The organism is Rufibacter soli, from assembly GCF_054781795.1.
Window position 1 is genome coordinate 281,162 of the sequence record NZ_BAAGTS010000001.1, and the last position, 19,072, is coordinate 300,233.

Genomic DNA, 19,072 nt, shown 5'->3' on the forward strand with positions numbered 1-19,072 from the left:
AATGGGAAGGGCTTCTGGCCTAAAACCCGAAACCTACCCGGATGCCGGAGCTTACTTTCACGCGTTCCTGGAAACCAGTCACAAAGTCCACCCGGAAGATCTTGAACAGGTGCTCCAGCCCTACGCCTACCTCCAGGTAATGACCAGAGGCTTGGGTGTGGAGGTAATTCACGCTGCCTACTTCCTGCCATTTGAGTTTGCGCACCAGGGGCAGTTTGTTTAAAATAAAGCCGTTGAAGTGGTGGCTGTAGTGGCCCTCAAAGAAGGTTTTCTGGGTGCTGTAGCGGTAATAGTCCAGTAGCTGAAAGCCGCTGAAGTCGCCGGACAGGATGGTGCGGTTACCCGAGAAATGCCTAAAATCCATGAAGTACATTTCCTTTTTGCGCAGGAACGAACCCACGTTGATGGTGTAGTTACTGGTTCCCAGCAGTCCCAGTGCCAGTTCGTCTTCTACCCCAACGGTCACAAAATCATAATCTACGTCACTGCCCAAAAGCCCCGGGATGCCTTTTTTATACACCAGGGTAAAAGTAGGCCATTCAGAACCCAGGTTGATCTTGCGGTCTGGGTGGGAAATGTATTCGGCCCCGGGCCGGAATGCCAGTCCAATGGTGGCCGTGAGCGCCTGATGCCGCGGGAAAGCGGTGTTGCCCACTTCGGCGTTAAAGGGATTATTGGAGGTGAAGGTCTTGGTAGTCCGGTCCCGGACCACGTAGTCTGCGGTGTTCTGGAGCATATCACGCTGGGCGTACTCCACCTCAAACAAGGCGGCCAGGCCGTTCACCAGTTCCCGCCTGTGCCACCCGCGCAGGAACGTTTTCTGGTAGAGCTTCATATAATTCTCTTCCAGCAGCAGCGTGTACACCGTGTTTACAAACGGCGTGATGGGCTCATTGGCGTTAAACTGGTTCACAAACCTGCCTCCCTCAAAACCGGCAGAGCGGCGGCGCACCATGTCATAGTTGTAAGAGGCCGACAGTTTGGCCTGGGGCTTCTCATTGCTGAACCCATAGCGCAACGTGGGCGTGATGGTATAGCTTCGGCGGTCTTCAAAGCGTTTGGTATAGCCAAGGCGCAGGTTGGCCACCAGCCCTTCCACGGTGTTATATTGCCAGATACGCGTAATGGGGTCCAGGCTGAAAGTGGTCCGCTCAAAGGAGTTCTGGTAAGAGTAGCCCGTGAGCAGCAGGTTAGATACGCCCAACTGGTTGTTCTTTTTGTCTATGGAGTCTTTGTAGGGCTTGGAGTCTTTGATGACCTGCAGGCTGTCCTTCTGGTGATAATCCACCACTTCTTCCTCGGTTAAAGGCACAGGGCGCACCGCGGCCCAGTACGAACTATCCTGGGTATTGGCTTCTTTCTCTATGAGCAACACCTCCTTTTTCTTGAAGAACTCAGCATCCGGGACCCCATCAGCGGGAGCCGATTTTTCCTGGGCTTTGCGCTCTTTTCTGCTGAGTTTCACGGTAGGCGGAGCCACGGCCACCGGTGGGGCAACTACTGGGGCTTGGGGAGCTGGCGTTGCTGGGGCGGGGGCCGGTTCCTGTTTTACAAACGAGGCGGGCTTTATGCGGTACTTGCTGTACACCGCCATGAAATACCCGTTGCCTTTAAAGCCGTAGCCTTCTACGTCAAACGTGAATTTCTGGGACTGCAGCACCCATACGTTACCGGCGGCCGGGGTGAACTGCTGGGTAATGCGCAGGGTATCCACAAATTCAATCTGTTGGTCTTTGGTCACGTAGAGGTTCAGGCTTTGCAGGCGCCAGGAACCGTCTACAATGTAGAGGTAACCGGTCACGGCGGGGTCATTCTTGCGCTTGGGCGTGACTTTGATGCGGTGGATGAGGTGGCCGTTGTTCTGGTTGCTGCCCATGAGCTCATACTTGTAGAAGAACATGGCATTGCTGGCCAGCGGCGAGACAAACCCGCGCTCGTTCACGCCTTTGGCTTTGACCAGGTTTTGGTAGAAGTTCACGTTGAATTCGGAGGCCTGGTTAAAGCTGAAGGCCCGGCTGTTGCCGCTCACCTTAGAGGAAATCATCCGCTCGCGGTACTTGTTGGGCTGCATGAAGTTCAGCTCAGACACCGATTCTGACAAGTACAGAATACCCGGTTTAAGGCCAGCCGGCACTTTAATTATGCCCATGATTCGTTTCGGCATGTTCAAGAGCCGCTGCAGCCCTTTCACATAGACCTGGGCGGTGTAGGCCTGTACCTCTTTCAGGTGATATTCCCGTTTGGCAATGGCCTGTTGCATAATACCGTAGGCGGGGTCTTTGCCGCTGAGGCTTACCCGAACCTCGTTCAGGTTATAGACCTCGGGGAGGAGCTGCACGTTCAAAACCAGGGGCGTGGGCTTCTCTTCGTCGGGGATTTCAATGGTCTTGGATTGGCTTTTGTAGCCCACGTATTGGAACACCACCGTATGCTTGCCGGGGTCTACGTTGAACTGGTAATTGCCCTGCTCATTGGTGGTGGAACCTACGGTGGAGCCCAGCAGATAAACCGTGGCGAAGGCCAGGCCCTCCCCTTTTTCATCGGTGACCTTGCCTTTCACAATGCCCGCCTGGGCCGTGCCGCTTAGTAGACAAAACAAGCAAAGCAGGGACGTTAGCACTGGCCTGAACGCAAAAGAAAAGAGGACGGGTAAAGGCATGAACGAAGGGTTTGACAGCATAACGAAAGATCCTTCGTGTTGGGTATAAGCCTTTATAGAGAAAACGCAATATTCTAAACAGCTCTTCCTCTGCCGGAAGAGTATTCCTTAAAGGTAAACAGAAGAGCTCCTATGTACCAACGCTATACTCCGTTTTAAGCCTGTTTTTAAGAAAACAGGCTTAAAACGCCTACTTAACCGCTAAGGCCGCTTCTTGCTTCCTAAGCTTTCGGCTATACCGCATATTCAGCAATACACCCAGCAAAACCAGCGCAATACCCAAGTACGAGTAGAAATGGAACGTCTCATTAAAGAACACAAACCCCAGGCCCAGCGCGTACAGAATGCCAATATAGTTGAGGTTAGCCACCCGCGCCAGCTTCTCAATCTGGTAAGACCGGGTCATGAAATACTGCCCAAGCTGCGTCAGAATCCCGGTCAAAAGGAGCCAAATCCAGTCATCGCCCCGTAGGGGTACCCAGTCAAACAGGCAGAAGATGGCCGCCAGCGGAAGCGAGACCAGCGGGAAGTAAAACACAATCACCAGTGGGTGGTCTGTCTCGCTTAATTTACGCACCGAATTATACGCTACCCCCGACAGGAACGCGCTGCCTATGCCAATGAGCAAATAATGCAGGGAAATGCGTGTGTCTACCCCCTCAATCACCAGCACCCCAGCAAACGACACCAGAAAGAATACCCATTGCCACGGCGTTACCTTTTCTTTGGCAATAAACACCCCCAACAAGGCAGTGAAAATAGGCGCTAAGTACTGAATAGTGACCGCCCCCGCCAGCGGAATATTCTGGATGGTGGTATAGAACATGAGCAGCGAAAACCCTCCGGCAAGGCCTCTGGTGATCAAAATAGCTTTACGGTTGCCCCAAGGCGAGATATTGGCCCGCCTGATCATGGCATAACTGAGCACCAAAGAGATCATGGACCGAAACAGCACCACTTCCATAGGTGGCAAATGCGAGAGAAATTTCACGCATACGTTCATGAAGGCAAAAAAGAACGTAGAAAGCAGCATAAACTGCACCCCTCTGGTCATACAAGTAAGCGGTAAAATATAAGGCCGCAAAGGTCGGGCTAAATAGGATAGGAACCGAAAAAACTGCTGTTTTCCTGCTTTTGCAGCGCTATAGTGCAAACTGTTTTTGCCTACTTTTGGTTTATAGAGTATACCTGAACGGTACCTTACTAAACTGTTTTCTGTGTTTCAGCCGAAGAAAAAGAAAGTCTATACCAAGAAAGAGGCACTCCCTAAGATTGCCGCTTACTGCGCCTACCAGGAACGCACCCAGAACGAGGTACGCACCAAACTACTGGACTACGGCCTGGACCTGGATGATGCCGATGAACTGGTGATTCTCCTGACTCAGGAAAAACTGCTGGACGAGGAACGCTATGCCCAGTCTTTTGTGCGGGGTAAGTACGGCCTCAAGCGCTGGGGACGCCGCAAAATCCAGCAGGGCCTTAAAGCCAAAGGCATCTCTGATTTCTGCATCCGGAAAGGCCTCCAGGAAATTGACCCCGACACGTACTGGGAAAACCTGCTGCACCTCTTGGAAAAGAAAAACGCCACCGAAGGCGAACGCAACCCCATGGCCCGCCGCCAGAAAATCCAATACTTCCTGCAAAGCAAAGGATACGAACTAGATTTGATCCAGGCTGCTTGGAAGGAGTTAGGGCTGGGTTAATGTGCTAATTTTAGGATGTGCTGATGTGCTAATTTTAGGATGTGCTGATGTGCTAATTTTAGGATGTGCTGATGTGCTATTTTTAATTTTGAGGGTTTGGGAAAGTTATGGATTGCCCCTACAAATTCTAAATGCCACCTCTTCTAAAAAGCAAGCAGACTGACTTTTCCGTTTTGGGCCTATTTTCTTAAAAACAGGCCCAAAACGGAAAATTACCCACTACTACCTTTGGTTCAAGTTTTCAACTTGGACCTACTTTACCTTGAAGTTTTCACCTACAATGAGGCAACCGCCTGAATTTACATTCCCGCCTCTGCACCTTTAAAATAGCACATCAGCATATTACGGAATTAGCACATTAACCTTATCGTTTCTTGGGCAGAAGTGGCGCTTGCATGGTTTCGCGGGGCATGAGGTAGACTTTGCGGCCAGTCATGTTTTCCAGCATGGGCTTCAGGATTTTCTCGGCGTTGATGGAGGTTTGCCTCAGGATGCCGCTGCTTAGGGCCGCTTTTTTCACGTTGGCTTCAGCATATTTATAGCCTTCATCCACCAGGTCAGCGTCCTGGAAATAGGTATTCTCCTTCCCGAAGACTTTGGATTGCGTGTGGTCAATGCGATAGTAGCAGATTTCGGGGGCAGGCAGGCTCACGTGCAACACCGAGTCACCTATAAACTGAAGGTCGCTGGCCTCTAATTTCTGCAGGTCAATGCACCCCACGGCTTCCCCGCCCACAATCAGGGCGATTTTAGAATCAGGCAGATAACGCGAGACTTCCTTTTTGTATTCCACCACATCTTTGAAGTTGAACCGCACCAGCTCCAACTTTCCCATTTCCTCTACCTTAGTCAAGATGGTATTGTGCATCACCTCTACCGACGGCTCTTTGTCACCCGTGAAGAAATCACGGAACGGCGCCAGGAAGAACTTCCAGGCTATTACCGCTATGGCAAAAAACAACAGCAATGGAACAAGTTTACGGAGAATATAGAGTAGACGCATAGCGGAAAGATAGATGCAGGTATCTATATGCGAAAATCGCACCGAAAGTTGCCTCGGCCGTTTTGGCGCTGTTTTCTGAAAAACGGGCTTAAAACAGTTTGTACGTGATGCCCGCCATAATTTGTACCTTTGGTCTACCCCCGAGTAGACTTCTATGGCAAAAGTAAAAGTGGCGCAAGTGCTGTTGGTGCTGGCATGGGTTATCCTGCAGGTAATCCTTTTTCAACAACACGGGGTTAGAATCGCCTTTGACAGCCACCGGTTTATCCTTTTCACTAATGAGGTACTGACAGGGGAACCGGTCACCTACACGCAAGTGTACCGGTACCTGGGGTATCCTCTGTTACTTATCCCCGTAGCCTATGCCGGTCTATCACATACCTTTGTGGTCCTGGTGCAGATGCTTTTGTCGGGTTTGGCGGGACTGGCCTTATATAAAACTACCCTGAGGCTAACTCAACACCCCTGGATTCCATTACTTGTAGCCGCGCTTTTCGCACTGAATCCAGACCTGCAGGCTTGGAACAGCTATATCTTAACAGACTCCTTATTTACTAGCCTCCTTACCATTAGTCTTTGTCTGTTCCTTTTACCAAAAACCCGCGCTGTTCTAATTTGCGTTTGCCTTGCTATTGTTTGGACTACCTTGGTAAGGCCTAATGGGTTCATTCTCTTGTTGGCTTTGGGAGCCTTTTGGGTGGTAAAATACCAGCCTTTCAAACGCTACAACAAATGGGTTTTAAGCATAGGAGGTCTTATAGTGATAGCCGTATTTTACCTCGTACTAGACACGTTCCTGTTAGAAGCTTTCCGGCTTATGATCCCTTATGAAAGAGGCGACTTAATTTATGGGTATTTTGGTTTAACGATGAACCAATTTCACCAGCCCCAGTTGCCACCCGAATCTCTGACGCAACTAGGCCAAGTAATGTGGTTTATAGCCGTTAATCCTGTTTATTTTATGGGCATGGCCTTGTTGAAGGGGTTCTTCTTTTTTATTCATGCCAAACCATTTTACTCAATAGGGCACAATATTGCTATTCTGGCCTACCTTCTTCCTGTGTATTCCTTAGCATGGATAGGCTGGAGAAAAGGTCCTCTTCCAGCTGCTACAAAGGCTTTGCTGCTTACGCCAGTGATATTGCAGGCGGGTATTACCATGCTTACTATTGAAGACTGGGATGGCCGTTGGCTGTATCCAGTTTTACCTTGCTTTTTGCTTTTGGCGGCTACAGGAGGCATAACCCAAATTAAGAAAGACCACTCACCAATCATTCTATGACGTTAACATATACTGATAAGAGGGAAAATCTCCTAATCCGTCTTTCTATATTGATTCCCATCCTGATTTGGGCAATCCTACAAGTTTTACTTTATCAAAGACATCAAGTCACAGTTCCTGCAGACGCAATCTTTAGATATATCCCTCACGCCCATAAACTCGCGATAGAGGGCTACCTGGATTTTGGGTATGACATTAGATTTGTTGGATATACGGTCTTAATAGCCGCAGCCTTAAAATTGGGAACACCGTTCATTTATATAGTTGTTTTCCAAATTTTGCTTTCCTTTTTGGCAGTAGTATTTATTTACAAAACCATCTACTCCCTAACCAATAACTATTTTTGCGCATTTATGGCTGCCCTTCTGTTAGCATCTTGCCAAGATATACAACAGTGGAATTATTACCTTTTAACAGAATCTGTATTTACAAGTGTTCTTGTAGCTTGTGCCTATATAGTAACATGTTTGAAAGGAAAAGCCAGATGGCTGCTTACCCCGCTAGTTATTTATGCAAGCATTTTAAGGCCAAATGGGTTTATCATTGTCGCATCTATATTTATCTTCTATTTTTATTTAGCTTATCTCAAAGCAGACAAATACCACCGTAGAAATCTGGAACTTGGCCTTTTAATAATGGGAGCGTTCTTACTACTTATTGCAAATCAACTCCTAAGCCCTTTCACTATTGTTGAAACATATGCCAGAGGAGAAATAATTTACGGTTCTCCTGAGTATAAAATAGCCCCGCCAGCTACTCTCAAGATGCCTCCAAAAGAGGCGCTAGCCCTTCAAAAGATCGTCCTGTTCTTTTGGGAAAACCCAGTTTTTGCCTTACAACAGTTTTTCGCCAAAGGCTTAGTCTTCCTGGCTTTTATAAAGCCTTATTTTTCTCTGGCTCATAAGGTAATAATCGCCTTGACTGTTTACCCTTGTTATTTCCTGATTTTTCAGGCTTTTACCCTGCGCACTACTCGTCCCTACTCTCTCATGTTCGTGTCAGTCATAATCTTGCAGACTTTAATTGTCATGGCAACGTCAGAAGACTGGGATTGCCGTTTCATCACTCCCATACTTCCCTTTGTCTTTATGTTAGGAACTTTGGGTTTAAGCCAGGTCCTACTCAAATATCAATTCCCTTTGCAAGATTTTAAAAGAAGGCTATTGGGCATCTCACAAAGATAAATAGCCAATAACAGGCCATTCCAACCCATACCTCTGCGCATACCCTTTCCAACCCTGCTGCCCACCCGTATGCACCGCCACCAGCCGGGTGCCGCTTGGGAAATAATCTTGCCTGATCAAATCAAACACGCCAAACAGCATTTTCCCTGTGTACACCGGGTCTAGTAAAATGCTGTGCTTAGTGTAAAATTCCTGGATAAACGTGAGCAGTTCTGGCGTGTGCTTGGCGTAGCCGCCGAAGTGGTAGTCTGTTTGCAACTCCCAGTTATCAAAGGCTTGTCCGGAAAAAGCCTGGGTCAGTTGGGTGACGTCCTGTTGTAGAAACGCGCCTCCTTTCAAGGCTGGAAACCCAATGATCTTTCCCTGCCCGTTGGCCCCGGCTATTATCCCGGCCAAGGTGCCACCGGTGCCGGCGGCAACGCAGAGCACATCCCAGGGGGCTGTCAGCTCGGTCACTATTTCGGCGCAGCCTTTTACCGCCAACAGATTGGTGCCGCCCTCGGGGAGCAAATAGGGTTTTGGAGTCGTTTTTGCCATTTCTACCTGAAACTGGGGGTCATGCCGGAGGCGGTAATCAGAGCGGCTGAGGTACCGCAGTTGCATGCCGCAGCCCGTAGCGTACTGAAGCGTGGGGTTAAGGGGCAAGGTTTCCTCGCCCCTGATGTAGCCCACGGTGGCAAACCCGAACTCCTGCCCGGCGGCGGCCACCGCGGCAATGTGGTTGGAGAAAGCGCCCCCAAAAGTGACCAACGTCTCACATCCTTGTTCCCGGACGGCCTTCAGGTTGTATTTGAGCTTCCGCCATTTGTTCCCCGGAATGGTAGGGTGCAGGAGGTCTTCGCGCATCACAGATACCTGAATCCCTTTCTGGGCGAGCCATGGATCTGAAAGCGGTTGCAGGAGCACAGACATAGGGAGCGGAATTTAACTAAAAAAGTTTGCCTCCGTTTCGGGCCTATTTTTAGAAAAACAGGCCCGAAACGGAGGCAAATATAAAAGGCGTATTATTTAAACCGCCTCGTGGTTACGGCGCCGACGGAAACCGTAGAACACGGCCCCGGCCAGCCCAGCCAGCAAGAGCAGCGAAGAAATAAGGGCTACGGTGTTCCCTAGGGCGTATTCCTTGGGCTCAAACTTAAACTCCAGGGCGTGTTGCCCGGCTGGCATGTTCATGGCCCGCAAGATGTAGTTGGCCCTGAAGTGATCTACCGGTTTGCCGTCCAGGAACGCCTGCCAGCCATCTTTGTAGTAAATCTCTGAGAACACTACTACTCCGTCTTGAGCTGCGTTTACCGCATACTTCAGGTAGTTAGGCTGATATTCCACCAGTTTAATAATAGAACCAGTAGTAGTATAGTTCTGCGGCTTTACGTTCGGGAATTTAGAGACGTCTACAATAGCTTCGTGCTTGGCATCAATGCCTTTGAGCGCGTTCAGTTCCTCGTCCGGGGAGTTCACGGCCCGCACTTCCTCCACGTACCAGGCGTTGCCCAGGTAGCCCGGAATCAACTGCACGGGTTGTTTCTCCTGTCCGGTGATCACATATTTAGTGTTGAGCATGTTCAAAACCTGCACGTTGCCCTGCGCAATGTGGTGCTCAATCACATCCTGGTAGCGGCGCAGTTTGGCCCCGTGGTACCCGCCAATCGATTTGTGAAAGTAGGAGGTGCGGGCATCATTGAATGGGTTAGGCGCATTGTACACGCGGTAGCTCAGTTCCTTGTCCTGCATAATGGCCAGATCGGCGGGCGTAGGCTGGAAATAGGCCTTGCTGTAGTCTTTCTGGAAGTCATCATTGTTGAGGTAGCGCTTGTCTACACCCCAAAGGTCTATCAGGATCAATAATCCTATAACCCCGGTGGCCACGAAAGAGGTCAGTTTATTTTTGGTGTAAAGGTACAGCGTACCGGCTGCCAGCAGAATAAACACCAGAGACCGCAGCGCGTCACCACGAAGCATGGATTCCCGGTCTTCCCGGATGGCCTGTAAGGGGTACTGGTACTGCGCCAGCTGCTCATCTACGGCGCCCACATAATCAAACATGCCACTGAACAGCACCAACAGCAGGCAAAGCCCACCCGTAACACCCAGGGCAATCATCAGTTTCTTCTGCAGGTTCTCAATAGGGTGGTTCTGAAGCACGCGGCACAACGCCAGAATAGCCAGCAGCACCATGGTCACCTGGGCAATCACCAGGGCCATGCTCACCGCTCGGAACTTGTTGTAACCCGGAAAGAAGTCAAACATGAAGTAGTTGAAGGCCTCAAAGTTCTTACCCCAGCTGAGCAGGAAAGACAGCAGCGTAGCGCTCAGCAGCCACACCCACAGGCGACGCGGCGTTACCAGCAGACCAAGCACAAACAGGAAGCAGATGATAGCGCCCATGTATACCGGACCACCCACGAAAGACTGGTCGCCCCAGTAGTAAGGCATGGTAGAGTTCTGAAGCTGTGACTCTGGCACCCCACCCTGCAACAGGGCTTTGTAGGTTGCCGAGTTTTTCTCAATAGGGCCCTGTGAGGCACCGCCGTAGAAATTAGGCACCAGCAGGGTCATGGTCTCGCCCACGCCGTAGCTCCACTGGAAAGCATACTCGCGGTCAAGGCCAGAACCCACCTCTGCGGCATCTTTGCCTTGGGTCAGTTCAGAAGCCCCCCTGATGGAGTACTTGCCATACTCGGCAGTTGTATAGATACGCCCGAAGCTCACGCCGGCGGCCAGGGCTGCGCCAATGGCTAATATAAGTGTGCGCTTGAAGAAATCAGGTAGGCGGCCTTCTTTGGCCCAGGCTACCAACTCCACTATGCCAAAAATGAGCACGATAAAGAGGAGATAGTAGGTGATCTGCATGTGGTTCATGCGCATGTGCATGGTCAACCCGAAGGCAAACAGCGCCGCTCCTATCCACAGATTCTTGCGGTAGGCGTACCAGAGCCCGGCCAGCACCAGCGGCAAGTAGGCAATGGCCAATGATTTGGTGTTGTGCCCGGCCTCCAGAATGGCGAAGTTGTAAGACACAAACGCATAGGCAACAGCCCCCACCGCTGCCAGCATCGGCCGCAGGCCAAACACCACAAACATGATATAGGCGCACACCAGCGTGATAAAGATGTTGGAGGCCACCAACGGCAAGCCTACCGTGAAGAGGGAGTGCACGTACTGGAAAAGGTCACCGGAGAACTGCACGCTAATGAGGTAGGCCGGCATTCCGCTGAACATGGAATTAGTCCAGAGGGCCTCCTGGCCGGTTTTCTCCCGGAAGTCTGCAATTTCTTTGGCGCCGCCCTGGAACTGCACCACGTCATGCTGCATGAGGCTTTTGCCGTCAAAGAAAATAGGTGAGAAATACGCTACTACCAGCAGCAGGAAAAACAAAACCACCAGCAGGTGAGGCAAGACGTGCCGTTTGAAATCAATTTTAGAGGCCATGATGACTATGAATTGCAACAAAAAGCCCGATGCGGAGGCATCGGGCTTGAAAGATACTAGGTTTATTTCACTTCTTCATAATCTACATACTCCCCACCGGGGAAGTCTTTTCGGGGCCGCTTTTCTTCGGGCACGTAGGCGACCTTCACCTTGCCGTTGCCACCAGTGGTTTGGGAGAACGTGGGGCCTGCAGATCTTTGCTGTTGCTGCTGGTATTGCTGCTGCGCCTGGGCCTCATACACGTACTGCTGGGCGTTGCGCATTTGCTTCTGTACAAACGTTTTGAGTAAAAAGCGGATGATGTACGGCATGAGGTACCGCATCAAAATCATCACCGCTAGCATAATCAAAAAGAATTTCACTAGGCGTTGGGGTTTGGTTTGAAATAAAAGTCGCCGCCCTGGTACTGGTACACCTCAAAGGGGCTACAGGGAGTTAACGTTTGTTTTGGGCTTAACGTGTATACGCCATAACCTAAACCGGTTAAAATCTCTATTACCGCCTTGCGGTTGTCAGTGCCGTTCAGTTCTGTCTGAATCAACGGTTTAAATTTCTTTATAGTTTCCTGCAGGTGGGCAAACACCTGGTGCTCATAGCCTTCCACGTCGCACTTGATAAAATCTAGCCGGTCCAGGTCTGCGAACAGCTCATCTGGCACGCGCATCTCTACCTGGTAGGTCTGGGCGTACTGTTCTTGCGCCGAGCTCGCGATCTTGGTCATGCCGTGGTGCACCAGGCCGTCGCGTACGGGCGTACCCATCTCAATGGTGGTGTTCTCGCCGCCCAGCGCATAGGGCAACAACGTAAGGTTGTCTACCCCGCTGGCCCGCACGTTGTCTTTCCAGATTCGGCCGAACAGCGGCACCGGCTCCACGGCCAGCACCTTGCCCGTAGGCCCGGCCAGCTTAGACAGGAACGTGGAATAATAACCCAGATTGGCCCCAATGTCCAGACAGGTAGACCCCGGCCTGATGATTTTGCGCAGGAAAAACAGCTCTGGGTACTTATCACGCCCCCGGCCCGAACCGATCATGATAATATACATGCGGCTGACCAAACGCAGATAGCTCTCAAACCCGAGCGTCTTGACTAATAATTTGCGGAGAAGTTTCACGCGGTAAAGTTCTGCAATCTGGGGGGAGAAAACAAAAGGAAGCGTTTTGAGGGTGTTTTTGGAAAAAATGGGCTGGAAACAGAATTTTAGTTTTAAATAAATTTTGTTCCAAATTTTTCATATTATATTATTACTATATATTCAATAATTTTAATCAAATATCATCTATAAAGAAATGACAAATTCAGAAGTCAAGTCAGCCATTTCAAATGCTATAAATATTGAATGGCATAAAGAAATAGAAGAAACATTCAATTACTCCTACATTGATCTTGCACAAAGCTTCATAGGAGTCAGTGCTATTTATGAATACACAAATCAACAAATTAAAGGGTGGAAAAGCATTAAAGAAGATTTACCTTCAGAGTTAAGTGCCAGTTTGATTTATTTTGAAAATGTTAAAAATGCAATAATACATTTTATTCAAAACTATACTAAATCACAAGATTCTAATTTATTACACTATTGGTCATCAGTTAGAAATACGATTAATAACACCTCCTCCTATCCATTACCATACAATGCTCCCCAAACCTATTTCCTTTTAACGACTTATAAAGAGTCTCCAAAGTATTATAATGGAGCATTCAATTTTGTAACAAATTCAAATCCTGCCACCCATTCTAAAGAGCTTTTCTTTGGCGCAATATTGGCTTATGAATATAGCTTAAAAGATAGAACTGAAATTACAGGAAGAAGAAAGACCGAGCAGAAATCATTAAATAATTTAAAAGCAGACTTTCAAGAATACCTTTCAGCTTCTGAAAAAGAAATTATTGATCATTTACGGAAAACCAATAAAGATTTTGAGGACCATGCAAAACAAATAGATGATCTAAAAGCCACCAAAGAAAAGGATTTCAATGAATGGTTTGAAAACACAAAGGATTCAGAATGGAAATCTTGGTATGATGAGAAGGTAATTAAACTTCAAAAGCTTGAAGAAACTTATGAAGCTAAACTTAAATTAGAGAAGCCTGCTAAATATTGGCAAATAAAATCGAACCTTTATTACCAGCAAGGAAACGCAGCAAAAAGAAATCTGTTCTGGATTATCGGATTAACAGGAGTACTTCTTTCATCAATACTTTTAATTTCCCCAAATTGGATATTTACTAATGTATTCCAAGGAAACTCAATAGCCATTGTCAGATGGTCTTTAATTTTTGTCACATTACTTACACTAATAGCTTTCACAGTTAAAGCAGTAACTAAGTATATGTTTAGTTCTTATCATTTAGCAAGGGACGCAGAAGAGAGACATACATTAACCTTCTTCTATTTGGCTCTTATTAAGGATACCGATGTAAAAGATGATGACAGGAAACTTATTTTACAATCCTTATTTTCTAGGGTAGAAACAGGGTTATTAAAAGACGACTCTTCACCCACTATGCCAAATGACTTAATTAGTAAACTATTCCAAAAATAATTTTTATTCAATAAAAGTTATTTAATACTTGTCATTCTCAGAGTAGCACCACTTATTTTATGCAAAAAATCATCCCTATTTAATCCTACAGCAACTCATTTTCTAATAAATTAATTTTTTCAATACAATGAAACACCTCCTACTCCTCCTACTCGCCTTCTACTTTAGCATGCAGGCGCAGGCACAAGTAAATGAATCTAGAAAAATAGACGTCGGCCTAGAATTGGATGTACTGCCGTATGCCACGGGTGGCTATTTTGGCGCCGGGTGGGTGGGTAAAGATGTGTGGAGAATAAGAGCGTTGACGGCCTTTGTCAACAAACCCGACTGGTCCACCACTAAAGGGTTTTCCAATCACCAGATACATGCCTACGCGGCGGTGGTAGACCGTTTTCTAAAAAGTAATTGGCAAGGTTGGTGGGCTGGAGCGGGTTTGGTCTTGTGGGAAAGCACTATCCAGACAGAGGCCAAGGCCCAGACAGCAACATTTCATAATTACCTGGCCCACGGAAGTTTAGGCTATAGCGTACCGGTGTTCAAGCATTTCTATGTATCGCCGTGGGGAAGTTTAAACCTTAGAATAGCCGGCGATAAAAACGTATTGGTAGATGACAAAAGCTATACCATTCCTTTGATAAACCCAGAAGCCTCGTTGAAGATTGGTTACTATTTTTAGGGAACCCTCTGTAACTTGTTACCGGCTTTTGAAAGGTCATACCATAAAAAGCATTTAGAATAACCACCCAAATAACTTCCCATTAACCTGATCAACAGACAATATCTGAAGTGAAATACCAGCTATTGCCCTTAAACAGGATAAGACCACCCATTTAGCGCAACCCTTAAGCCCCATGAAACAAATAGCTTTATTTCTGGCTGTGATTGGTTTGTTAACGGCATGCACCACCGCCCCACCTACTGGCAGCCGGGAAAGCCAAGAGTACCAGAGCAGCGACCCCCTAATGACCCAATCTTTGTTTGATGATAGGGCGTCCACTATCTCAGAGGAGAACATCCAAAAGATTCTGGACGGGAAATATAAGTTGCCGCAGCAGCTGCGCGTGGCTATTGTCAGGATGGACCCACCAACCAGGAGATATTATTGGGCAGATGAGCAGTATTTAAAAACCCAGCAATCGTATCTGGATCTGTTCTCAGAAAAGCTGAAACAATCAGGCAGGGTAACCAAGCTATCTGTCATTCCTGATCTGTTGCTGGCCAAAGCACCCACTTTTACCAACCTCAGGGAGGCAGCCGTGAGAATGCAGGCAGATGTCATAGTGGTGTACACTATCTCCAGTGACCTTTACTCCAAATACAAGGTTTTCTCCCGGCCCGACTTAAAAGCGTTCGCCACCACCCAACTGGCCATCATTGACGTGCGCACAGGGTTGGTTCCGTTTTCCACTATTGTCACCAAAGACTTTATGTCACAGAAAGGGAAAGAGGAACTGGACCATGCAGAGGCCGCTGCCCGCGTTCAAAATGAGGCCGCGTTGTTAACGATTCAGGAAATAGGCCGGCAGATCACGGAGTTCCTCCAGGCCAAATAAGAGAGGTTTCAGGCTTCGCCCGGCAGCCTAAAAAATAGTGGGTTCTTTTTATTTTTTACCTTGCCTGCCATTTGCCAGAAGCAGGCTTAAGAAAACCAGTTTAGCAAGTCACTACATTTACTGCTTACCTTCCGAACGCAACAATCAACCTATATGGCAAAGAAATACGGCTTGCACGGCAAGTTAACCGCCACTACCGGCAACAAGGACGCCCTGGCCGCTATCTTAATAAAAGCCTCCAGATTGGTGTTCAACATGAAAGGGTGCCATGTGTACTTTATCAGTGAAGACAAGAATGACCCGCTGGCTATCTGGGTCACCGAAGTCTGGGACAGCAAAGAAGACTATGACAACTCCCTGCAGGTACCCGGGGTGCGCGAACTGATTACCCAGGCCATGCCTCTCTTAGCCGAAAAACCCCAAAAAGCCCAGGAACTGGATATTTTGGGCGGTGCCCTCAGGTAAAACGGTCGTTATTTTTCTACACCAAAAGAGTTCATCCCGTTTAGGGCGAAGTCAGGATAGCACAGGATAAGCATGCTACGGGAGGGAGATATCTTTACCAGTCATCACTTCTTATCACCTCTTGTATGTATAGAAGCGCCACTCTCCTCTTTTTTCTTGTGCTGTTCTCAGGAAAGCTATGCGGTATGTCTCCCCCACCGGCAGAGTACCACTTGCTGTTGGCACCGGCTACGGTTACAGAGAACGCGGCTACGCTGCTCTGGGACAAGCAATACGCCAAAGACAGCGTAGTCTATGAGATTCTGCTGAACGGCAAGGTAGTAGGCTCCACCGGCAAGACCAATTACACTCTTACCAATCTGGCGCCGGCCACTTCTTACACCGCCGGCGTGCGGCTAAAACAGACAGATGGAAAAGCTGCCCCAAAACTGCGCACTATCCGGTTCAAAACAACTGCCAAGGGAAAGACCTTCAATATCCTGGACTTCGGGGCGAAGGCTGACTCCCAGACCGTGAATACCAAGGCCATTCAGGCGGCTATTAATGCCTGCACTCCGGGTGGAACCGTCTATATCCCCAAAGGCACTTTCAGGTCTGGTGCGCTTTTCCTCAAAAGCAACATGACACTGCACATAGAAAAAGGCGGCGTCCTGAAAGGATCGCAGGCGGTAGAAGATTACCTACCCATGATCCATAACCGGTTTGAAGGCTGGGAACTGAAGACCTACGCCAGCCTGCTCAACGCCGGCACCCTTAACCGTGATGGCAGCTACAATATAAAGAACCTTAGGATCACGGGCGGCGGCACTATTTCTGGGGGCGGCAGAAAACTGGGCGAGGCCATGATCAAGGCCAACGGCATGCGCAGCAGAGGCCGCCTGATTCTGCTCATGAACAGCCAGAACGTGAGCATCTCTGACCTCACCATCACAGAGCCGCCCAGCTGGACCATCCATTACATCTACAGCAACAACATCACTTGCCAGAACCTGAACATCATTACCCGCAACATACGCAACGGCGATGGCATAGACCCAGACTCCTCCACTGACTCTTACATCTTCAATTGCACCTTTGATACCGGCGATGACTGCATTGCCATTAAATCTGGCAAAAACCCCGAAGGCTTTTTAATAGCCAAACCTACCCGCAACGTAAGAATCACCAATTGTAATTTCATTAGGGGCCACGGCATTTCCATAGGTTCTGAAATGTCTGGCGGCGTGAGTGACGTGCTAGTACAGGATTGCAAGGCCGGCGCCCTACTCCATGGCATGCAGATAAAAGGCACCAAAGACCGGGGCGGCTACGTACGAAACGTCACCGTTACTAACTGCCAGTTACTCAAAATCACCATTTTCTCGGCGGTGAACTACAACAATGACGGTGCCCCGGCCCCACAAATACCCATCTTTGAGAACTTTGTCTTCAGGAACATTGACCTGACCATGGCGAACCCTAAAGAGCCGATTATCAATATAAACGGGTTCCAGGAGCCCGGTCACCGCCTCAGGAACGTAGTTTTTCAAAACATCCTTCTGCCAGAAAAGGCCCAGGTCTTGGTGAAAGACGCAGAGAACGTGGTATTTACAGAGGTAAAAACCGTAAGCGGCCAAAAACCACTCTTTACCTTTGAGAACAGCCTGGCCTTAACGTATTAGCTCCCATTTACATCCAGACCTAGTAATACATCTGCTACAAGATTTTCTATAATCGTTTGAGAAAAAACTAAATTCCTGTAAACAAGCCGTTTTTCAGAAATCTCTCCCAAAACAGAACCGAACTACTTATATTAGAGCTGGTGTTTAGGTTGGAAATTTCTAGGTATGGCCATTTGCAGAGTAAATCATTCTTTAGTTAGAGGTATTGGGGCCGCGCTTCTGTGTCTTTTCTTTTTTGCGTGTAAAGAAAAAAGGCAGGAGAACGGGTTATGGGAAGAAAAAGAAGACAGCCGGCAGCAGGTAGCCGTCCCGGCTTGGTTTACCCAAGACAGCGCCCGCCAGTTGGCCGTGAAGCTAGACTCGGTGTTCAAGCATTTTCATAAGCGGCGGGGCTTCAATGGCACCGTGTTGGTGACCAAATATGACAAGGTTATCTACAAAAATGCCTTCGGGATGGCCGATTTCTACCACCGCGATTCCCTGACGGTGAACACCGCTTTCCAGCTGGCCTCCGTCTCCAAGCAGTTCACAGCTATGGCTATTATGATGCTTAAGGAAGACGGCAAGCTCACGTATGAAGACAGCGTGCAGCAGTATTTTCCGGCCTTTCCGTATCACGGCATCACTATCCGGCAATTGCTCACCCACCAGAGCGGGCTATCTAACTACACCTATTTCAGTGACAAACTGTGGCCAGACCGCCACAAGAACCTTACCAACCAGGACGTGGTCAACCTGATGGTGCAGCACCAGCCCAAGCCCTACTATCCGCCCAACACCCGCTTTGACTACAGCAACACCGGCTACAGCCTGCTGGCCTCTATTGTAGAGAAAGTATCTGAGAAGCCGTTCGCCACCTTCCTGCGGGAGCGAATTTTTGAGCCTCTGGAAATGACCAAAACCTTCACCTATAGCCCAGACGTGGCCACGCTTACCGGTAAGATCGCCACCGGCCACACCCGCTTCCGGCAGAAACGCACCTCAGACTACCTGGACACCGTGCTGGGCGACAAAGGCATTTACTCTACTGTAGAGGATCTTTACAAGTGGGACCAGGCCCTTTATACCCAAAAGCTGGTGAAGCGCGAGACCCTGAACGAAGCCTTTACCGGCACCCGCCAGGAGAAGCGGAAAGACGAGGACTACGGTTTTGGTTGGCGCATCAAACCTCTGGAGAACGGCGACACCGCCGTGTACCACGGTGGTCTGTGGCATGGCTTTTCCAGCTACCTGCTGCGCAATCCCAAAGAGCATAGCGCCCTAATCATCCTCAGCAACCTTCCCAACGGCAGCTTCAGCTATTTACAGGAGCTCAGGCATTTCTTGTACCCCGTTCCGGCAGACAGCGCGGCCAAACACGGCAAGCAAGGGAAATTGACAGCCCATTTATAATCCCGGCAACGAGGGCATAATCGCTGTTTCTTTCTTCCCTTCATAGCTTTTGCTTAAAGCCCCTGATAACTCCATTTTCGTTTTAAGCACATTTTGGCCAAAATGTGCTTAAAACGAAAATGGAACGAGATGCTCGCAGAGATTGCGCTCTCACAGTCTTTGCGCCTGGTGCGTTTCGGGGCTGTTTTGGCCAAA

16 protein-coding genes are annotated in these 19,072 nt (G+C 48.7%); 9 read left to right on the forward strand and 7 right to left on the reverse strand.

Features of this window, described 5'->3' with window-relative positions:
* Positions 1-19: 19 nt before the first annotated feature.
* Together ACYVJQ_RS01190 and ACYVJQ_RS01195 are read right to left on the reverse strand one after the other, a co-directional pair.
* Positions 20-2,659: a DUF5686 and carboxypeptidase regulatory-like domain-containing protein gene (locus ACYVJQ_RS01190; RefSeq protein WP_460891237.1), complete on the reverse strand. Its 2,640-nt coding sequence runs from the start codon at positions 2,657-2,659 to the stop codon at positions 20-22.
* Between the two features lie 190 nt (positions 2,660-2,849).
* Positions 2,850-3,713: a DMT family transporter gene (locus ACYVJQ_RS01195; RefSeq protein WP_460891238.1), complete on the reverse strand. Its 864-nt coding sequence runs from the start codon at positions 3,711-3,713 to the stop codon at positions 2,850-2,852.
* 163 nt (positions 3,714-3,876) lie between these two features.
* Here ACYVJQ_RS01195 and ACYVJQ_RS01200 point away from each other — a divergent pair, with 163 nt between their 5' ends.
* Complete coding sequence (locus ACYVJQ_RS01200) at positions 3,877-4,362, forward strand: regulatory protein RecX (protein ID WP_460891239.1); 486 nt, start codon at positions 3,877-3,879, stop codon at positions 4,360-4,362.
* Between the two features lie 364 nt (positions 4,363-4,726).
* Here the strand turns inward: ACYVJQ_RS01200 and ACYVJQ_RS01205 are convergent, their stop codons facing one another.
* On the reverse strand, positions 4,727-5,365 hold the full coding sequence (locus tag ACYVJQ_RS01205; RefSeq protein ID WP_460891240.1) for a DUF4230 domain-containing protein: 639 nt from the start codon (positions 5,363-5,365) through the stop codon (positions 4,727-4,729).
* Positions 5,366-6,182: 817 nt separating this feature from the next.
* Here ACYVJQ_RS01205 and ACYVJQ_RS01210 point away from each other — a divergent pair.
* The gene (locus ACYVJQ_RS01210; protein WP_460891241.1) at positions 6,183-6,647 is read left to right on the forward strand and encodes a hypothetical protein; all 465 of its coding nucleotides are present in this window, start codon (positions 6,183-6,185) and stop codon (positions 6,645-6,647) included.
* Entirely contained in the window at positions 6,644-7,831 is a 1,188-nt protein-coding gene (locus tag ACYVJQ_RS01215; RefSeq protein WP_460891242.1) for a hypothetical protein, read from the forward strand. The genes ACYVJQ_RS01210 and ACYVJQ_RS01215 overlap by 4 nt, the downstream gene beginning before the upstream one ends.
* Here the strand turns inward: ACYVJQ_RS01215 and ACYVJQ_RS01220 are convergent.
* The 4 genes from ACYVJQ_RS01220 to ACYVJQ_RS01235 all read right to left on the reverse strand — a co-directional run bounded on the left by ACYVJQ_RS01220 (position 7,820) and on the right by ACYVJQ_RS01235 (position 12,374).
* A complete protein-coding gene (locus ACYVJQ_RS01220; RefSeq protein ID WP_460891243.1) occupies positions 7,820-8,743 on the reverse strand; it encodes a 1-aminocyclopropane-1-carboxylate deaminase/D-cysteine desulfhydrase in 924 nt (307 codons plus the stop codon). The two genes, ACYVJQ_RS01215 and ACYVJQ_RS01220, sit on opposite strands and share 12 nt — an antisense overlap.
* Positions 8,744-8,839: 96 nt before the next feature.
* Positions 8,840-11,281 carry a YfhO family protein gene (locus ACYVJQ_RS01225; protein WP_460891244.1) on the reverse strand — a complete coding sequence of 814 codons (2,442 nt, stop codon included), beginning with the start codon at positions 11,279-11,281 and terminating at the stop codon, positions 8,840-8,842.
* A gap of 41 nt (positions 11,282-11,322) precedes the next feature.
* On the reverse strand, positions 11,323-11,622 hold the full coding sequence (locus ACYVJQ_RS01230; protein WP_460891245.1) for a DUF4834 family protein: 300 nt from the start codon (positions 11,620-11,622) through the stop codon (positions 11,323-11,325).
* Positions 11,622-12,374, reverse strand: coding sequence for an FkbM family methyltransferase (locus ACYVJQ_RS01235; RefSeq protein ID WP_460891246.1), 753 nt, complete (start codon positions 12,372-12,374; stop codon positions 11,622-11,624). The genes ACYVJQ_RS01230 and ACYVJQ_RS01235 overlap by 1 nt, the downstream gene beginning before the upstream one ends.
* A gap of 175 nt (positions 12,375-12,549) precedes the next feature.
* Between ACYVJQ_RS01235 and ACYVJQ_RS01240 the strand changes: the two genes are divergently transcribed.
* From ACYVJQ_RS01240 to ACYVJQ_RS01265, 6 genes are all read left to right on the forward strand, one after another.
* Entirely contained in the window at positions 12,550-13,806 is a 1,257-nt protein-coding gene (locus ACYVJQ_RS01240; RefSeq protein WP_460891247.1) for a DUF6161 domain-containing protein, read from the forward strand.
* Positions 13,807-13,933: 127 nt separating this feature from the next.
* Positions 13,934-14,482 carry a hypothetical protein gene (locus tag ACYVJQ_RS01245; protein ID WP_460891248.1) on the forward strand — a complete coding sequence of 183 codons (549 nt, stop codon included), beginning with the start codon at positions 13,934-13,936 and terminating at the stop codon, positions 14,480-14,482.
* A 175-nt stretch (positions 14,483-14,657) separates the two neighbouring features.
* On the forward strand, positions 14,658-15,359 hold the full coding sequence (locus ACYVJQ_RS01250; protein WP_460891249.1) for a hypothetical protein: 702 nt from the start codon (positions 14,658-14,660) through the stop codon (positions 15,357-15,359).
* A gap of 153 nt (positions 15,360-15,512) precedes the next feature.
* A complete protein-coding gene (locus ACYVJQ_RS01255) occupies positions 15,513-15,824 on the forward strand; it encodes a putative quinol monooxygenase (RefSeq protein WP_460891250.1) in 312 nt (103 codons plus the stop codon).
* Between the two features lie 185 nt (positions 15,825-16,009).
* On the forward strand, positions 16,010-17,485 hold the full coding sequence (locus ACYVJQ_RS01260; protein WP_460891251.1) for a glycosyl hydrolase family 28 protein: 1,476 nt from the start codon (positions 16,010-16,012) through the stop codon (positions 17,483-17,485).
* A gap of 165 nt (positions 17,486-17,650) precedes the next feature.
* Positions 17,651-18,877 carry a serine hydrolase domain-containing protein gene (locus tag ACYVJQ_RS01265; RefSeq protein WP_460891252.1) on the forward strand — a complete coding sequence of 409 codons (1,227 nt, stop codon included), beginning with the start codon at positions 17,651-17,653 and terminating at the stop codon, positions 18,875-18,877.
* The last annotated feature ends 195 nt before the right edge of the window (positions 18,878-19,072 follow it).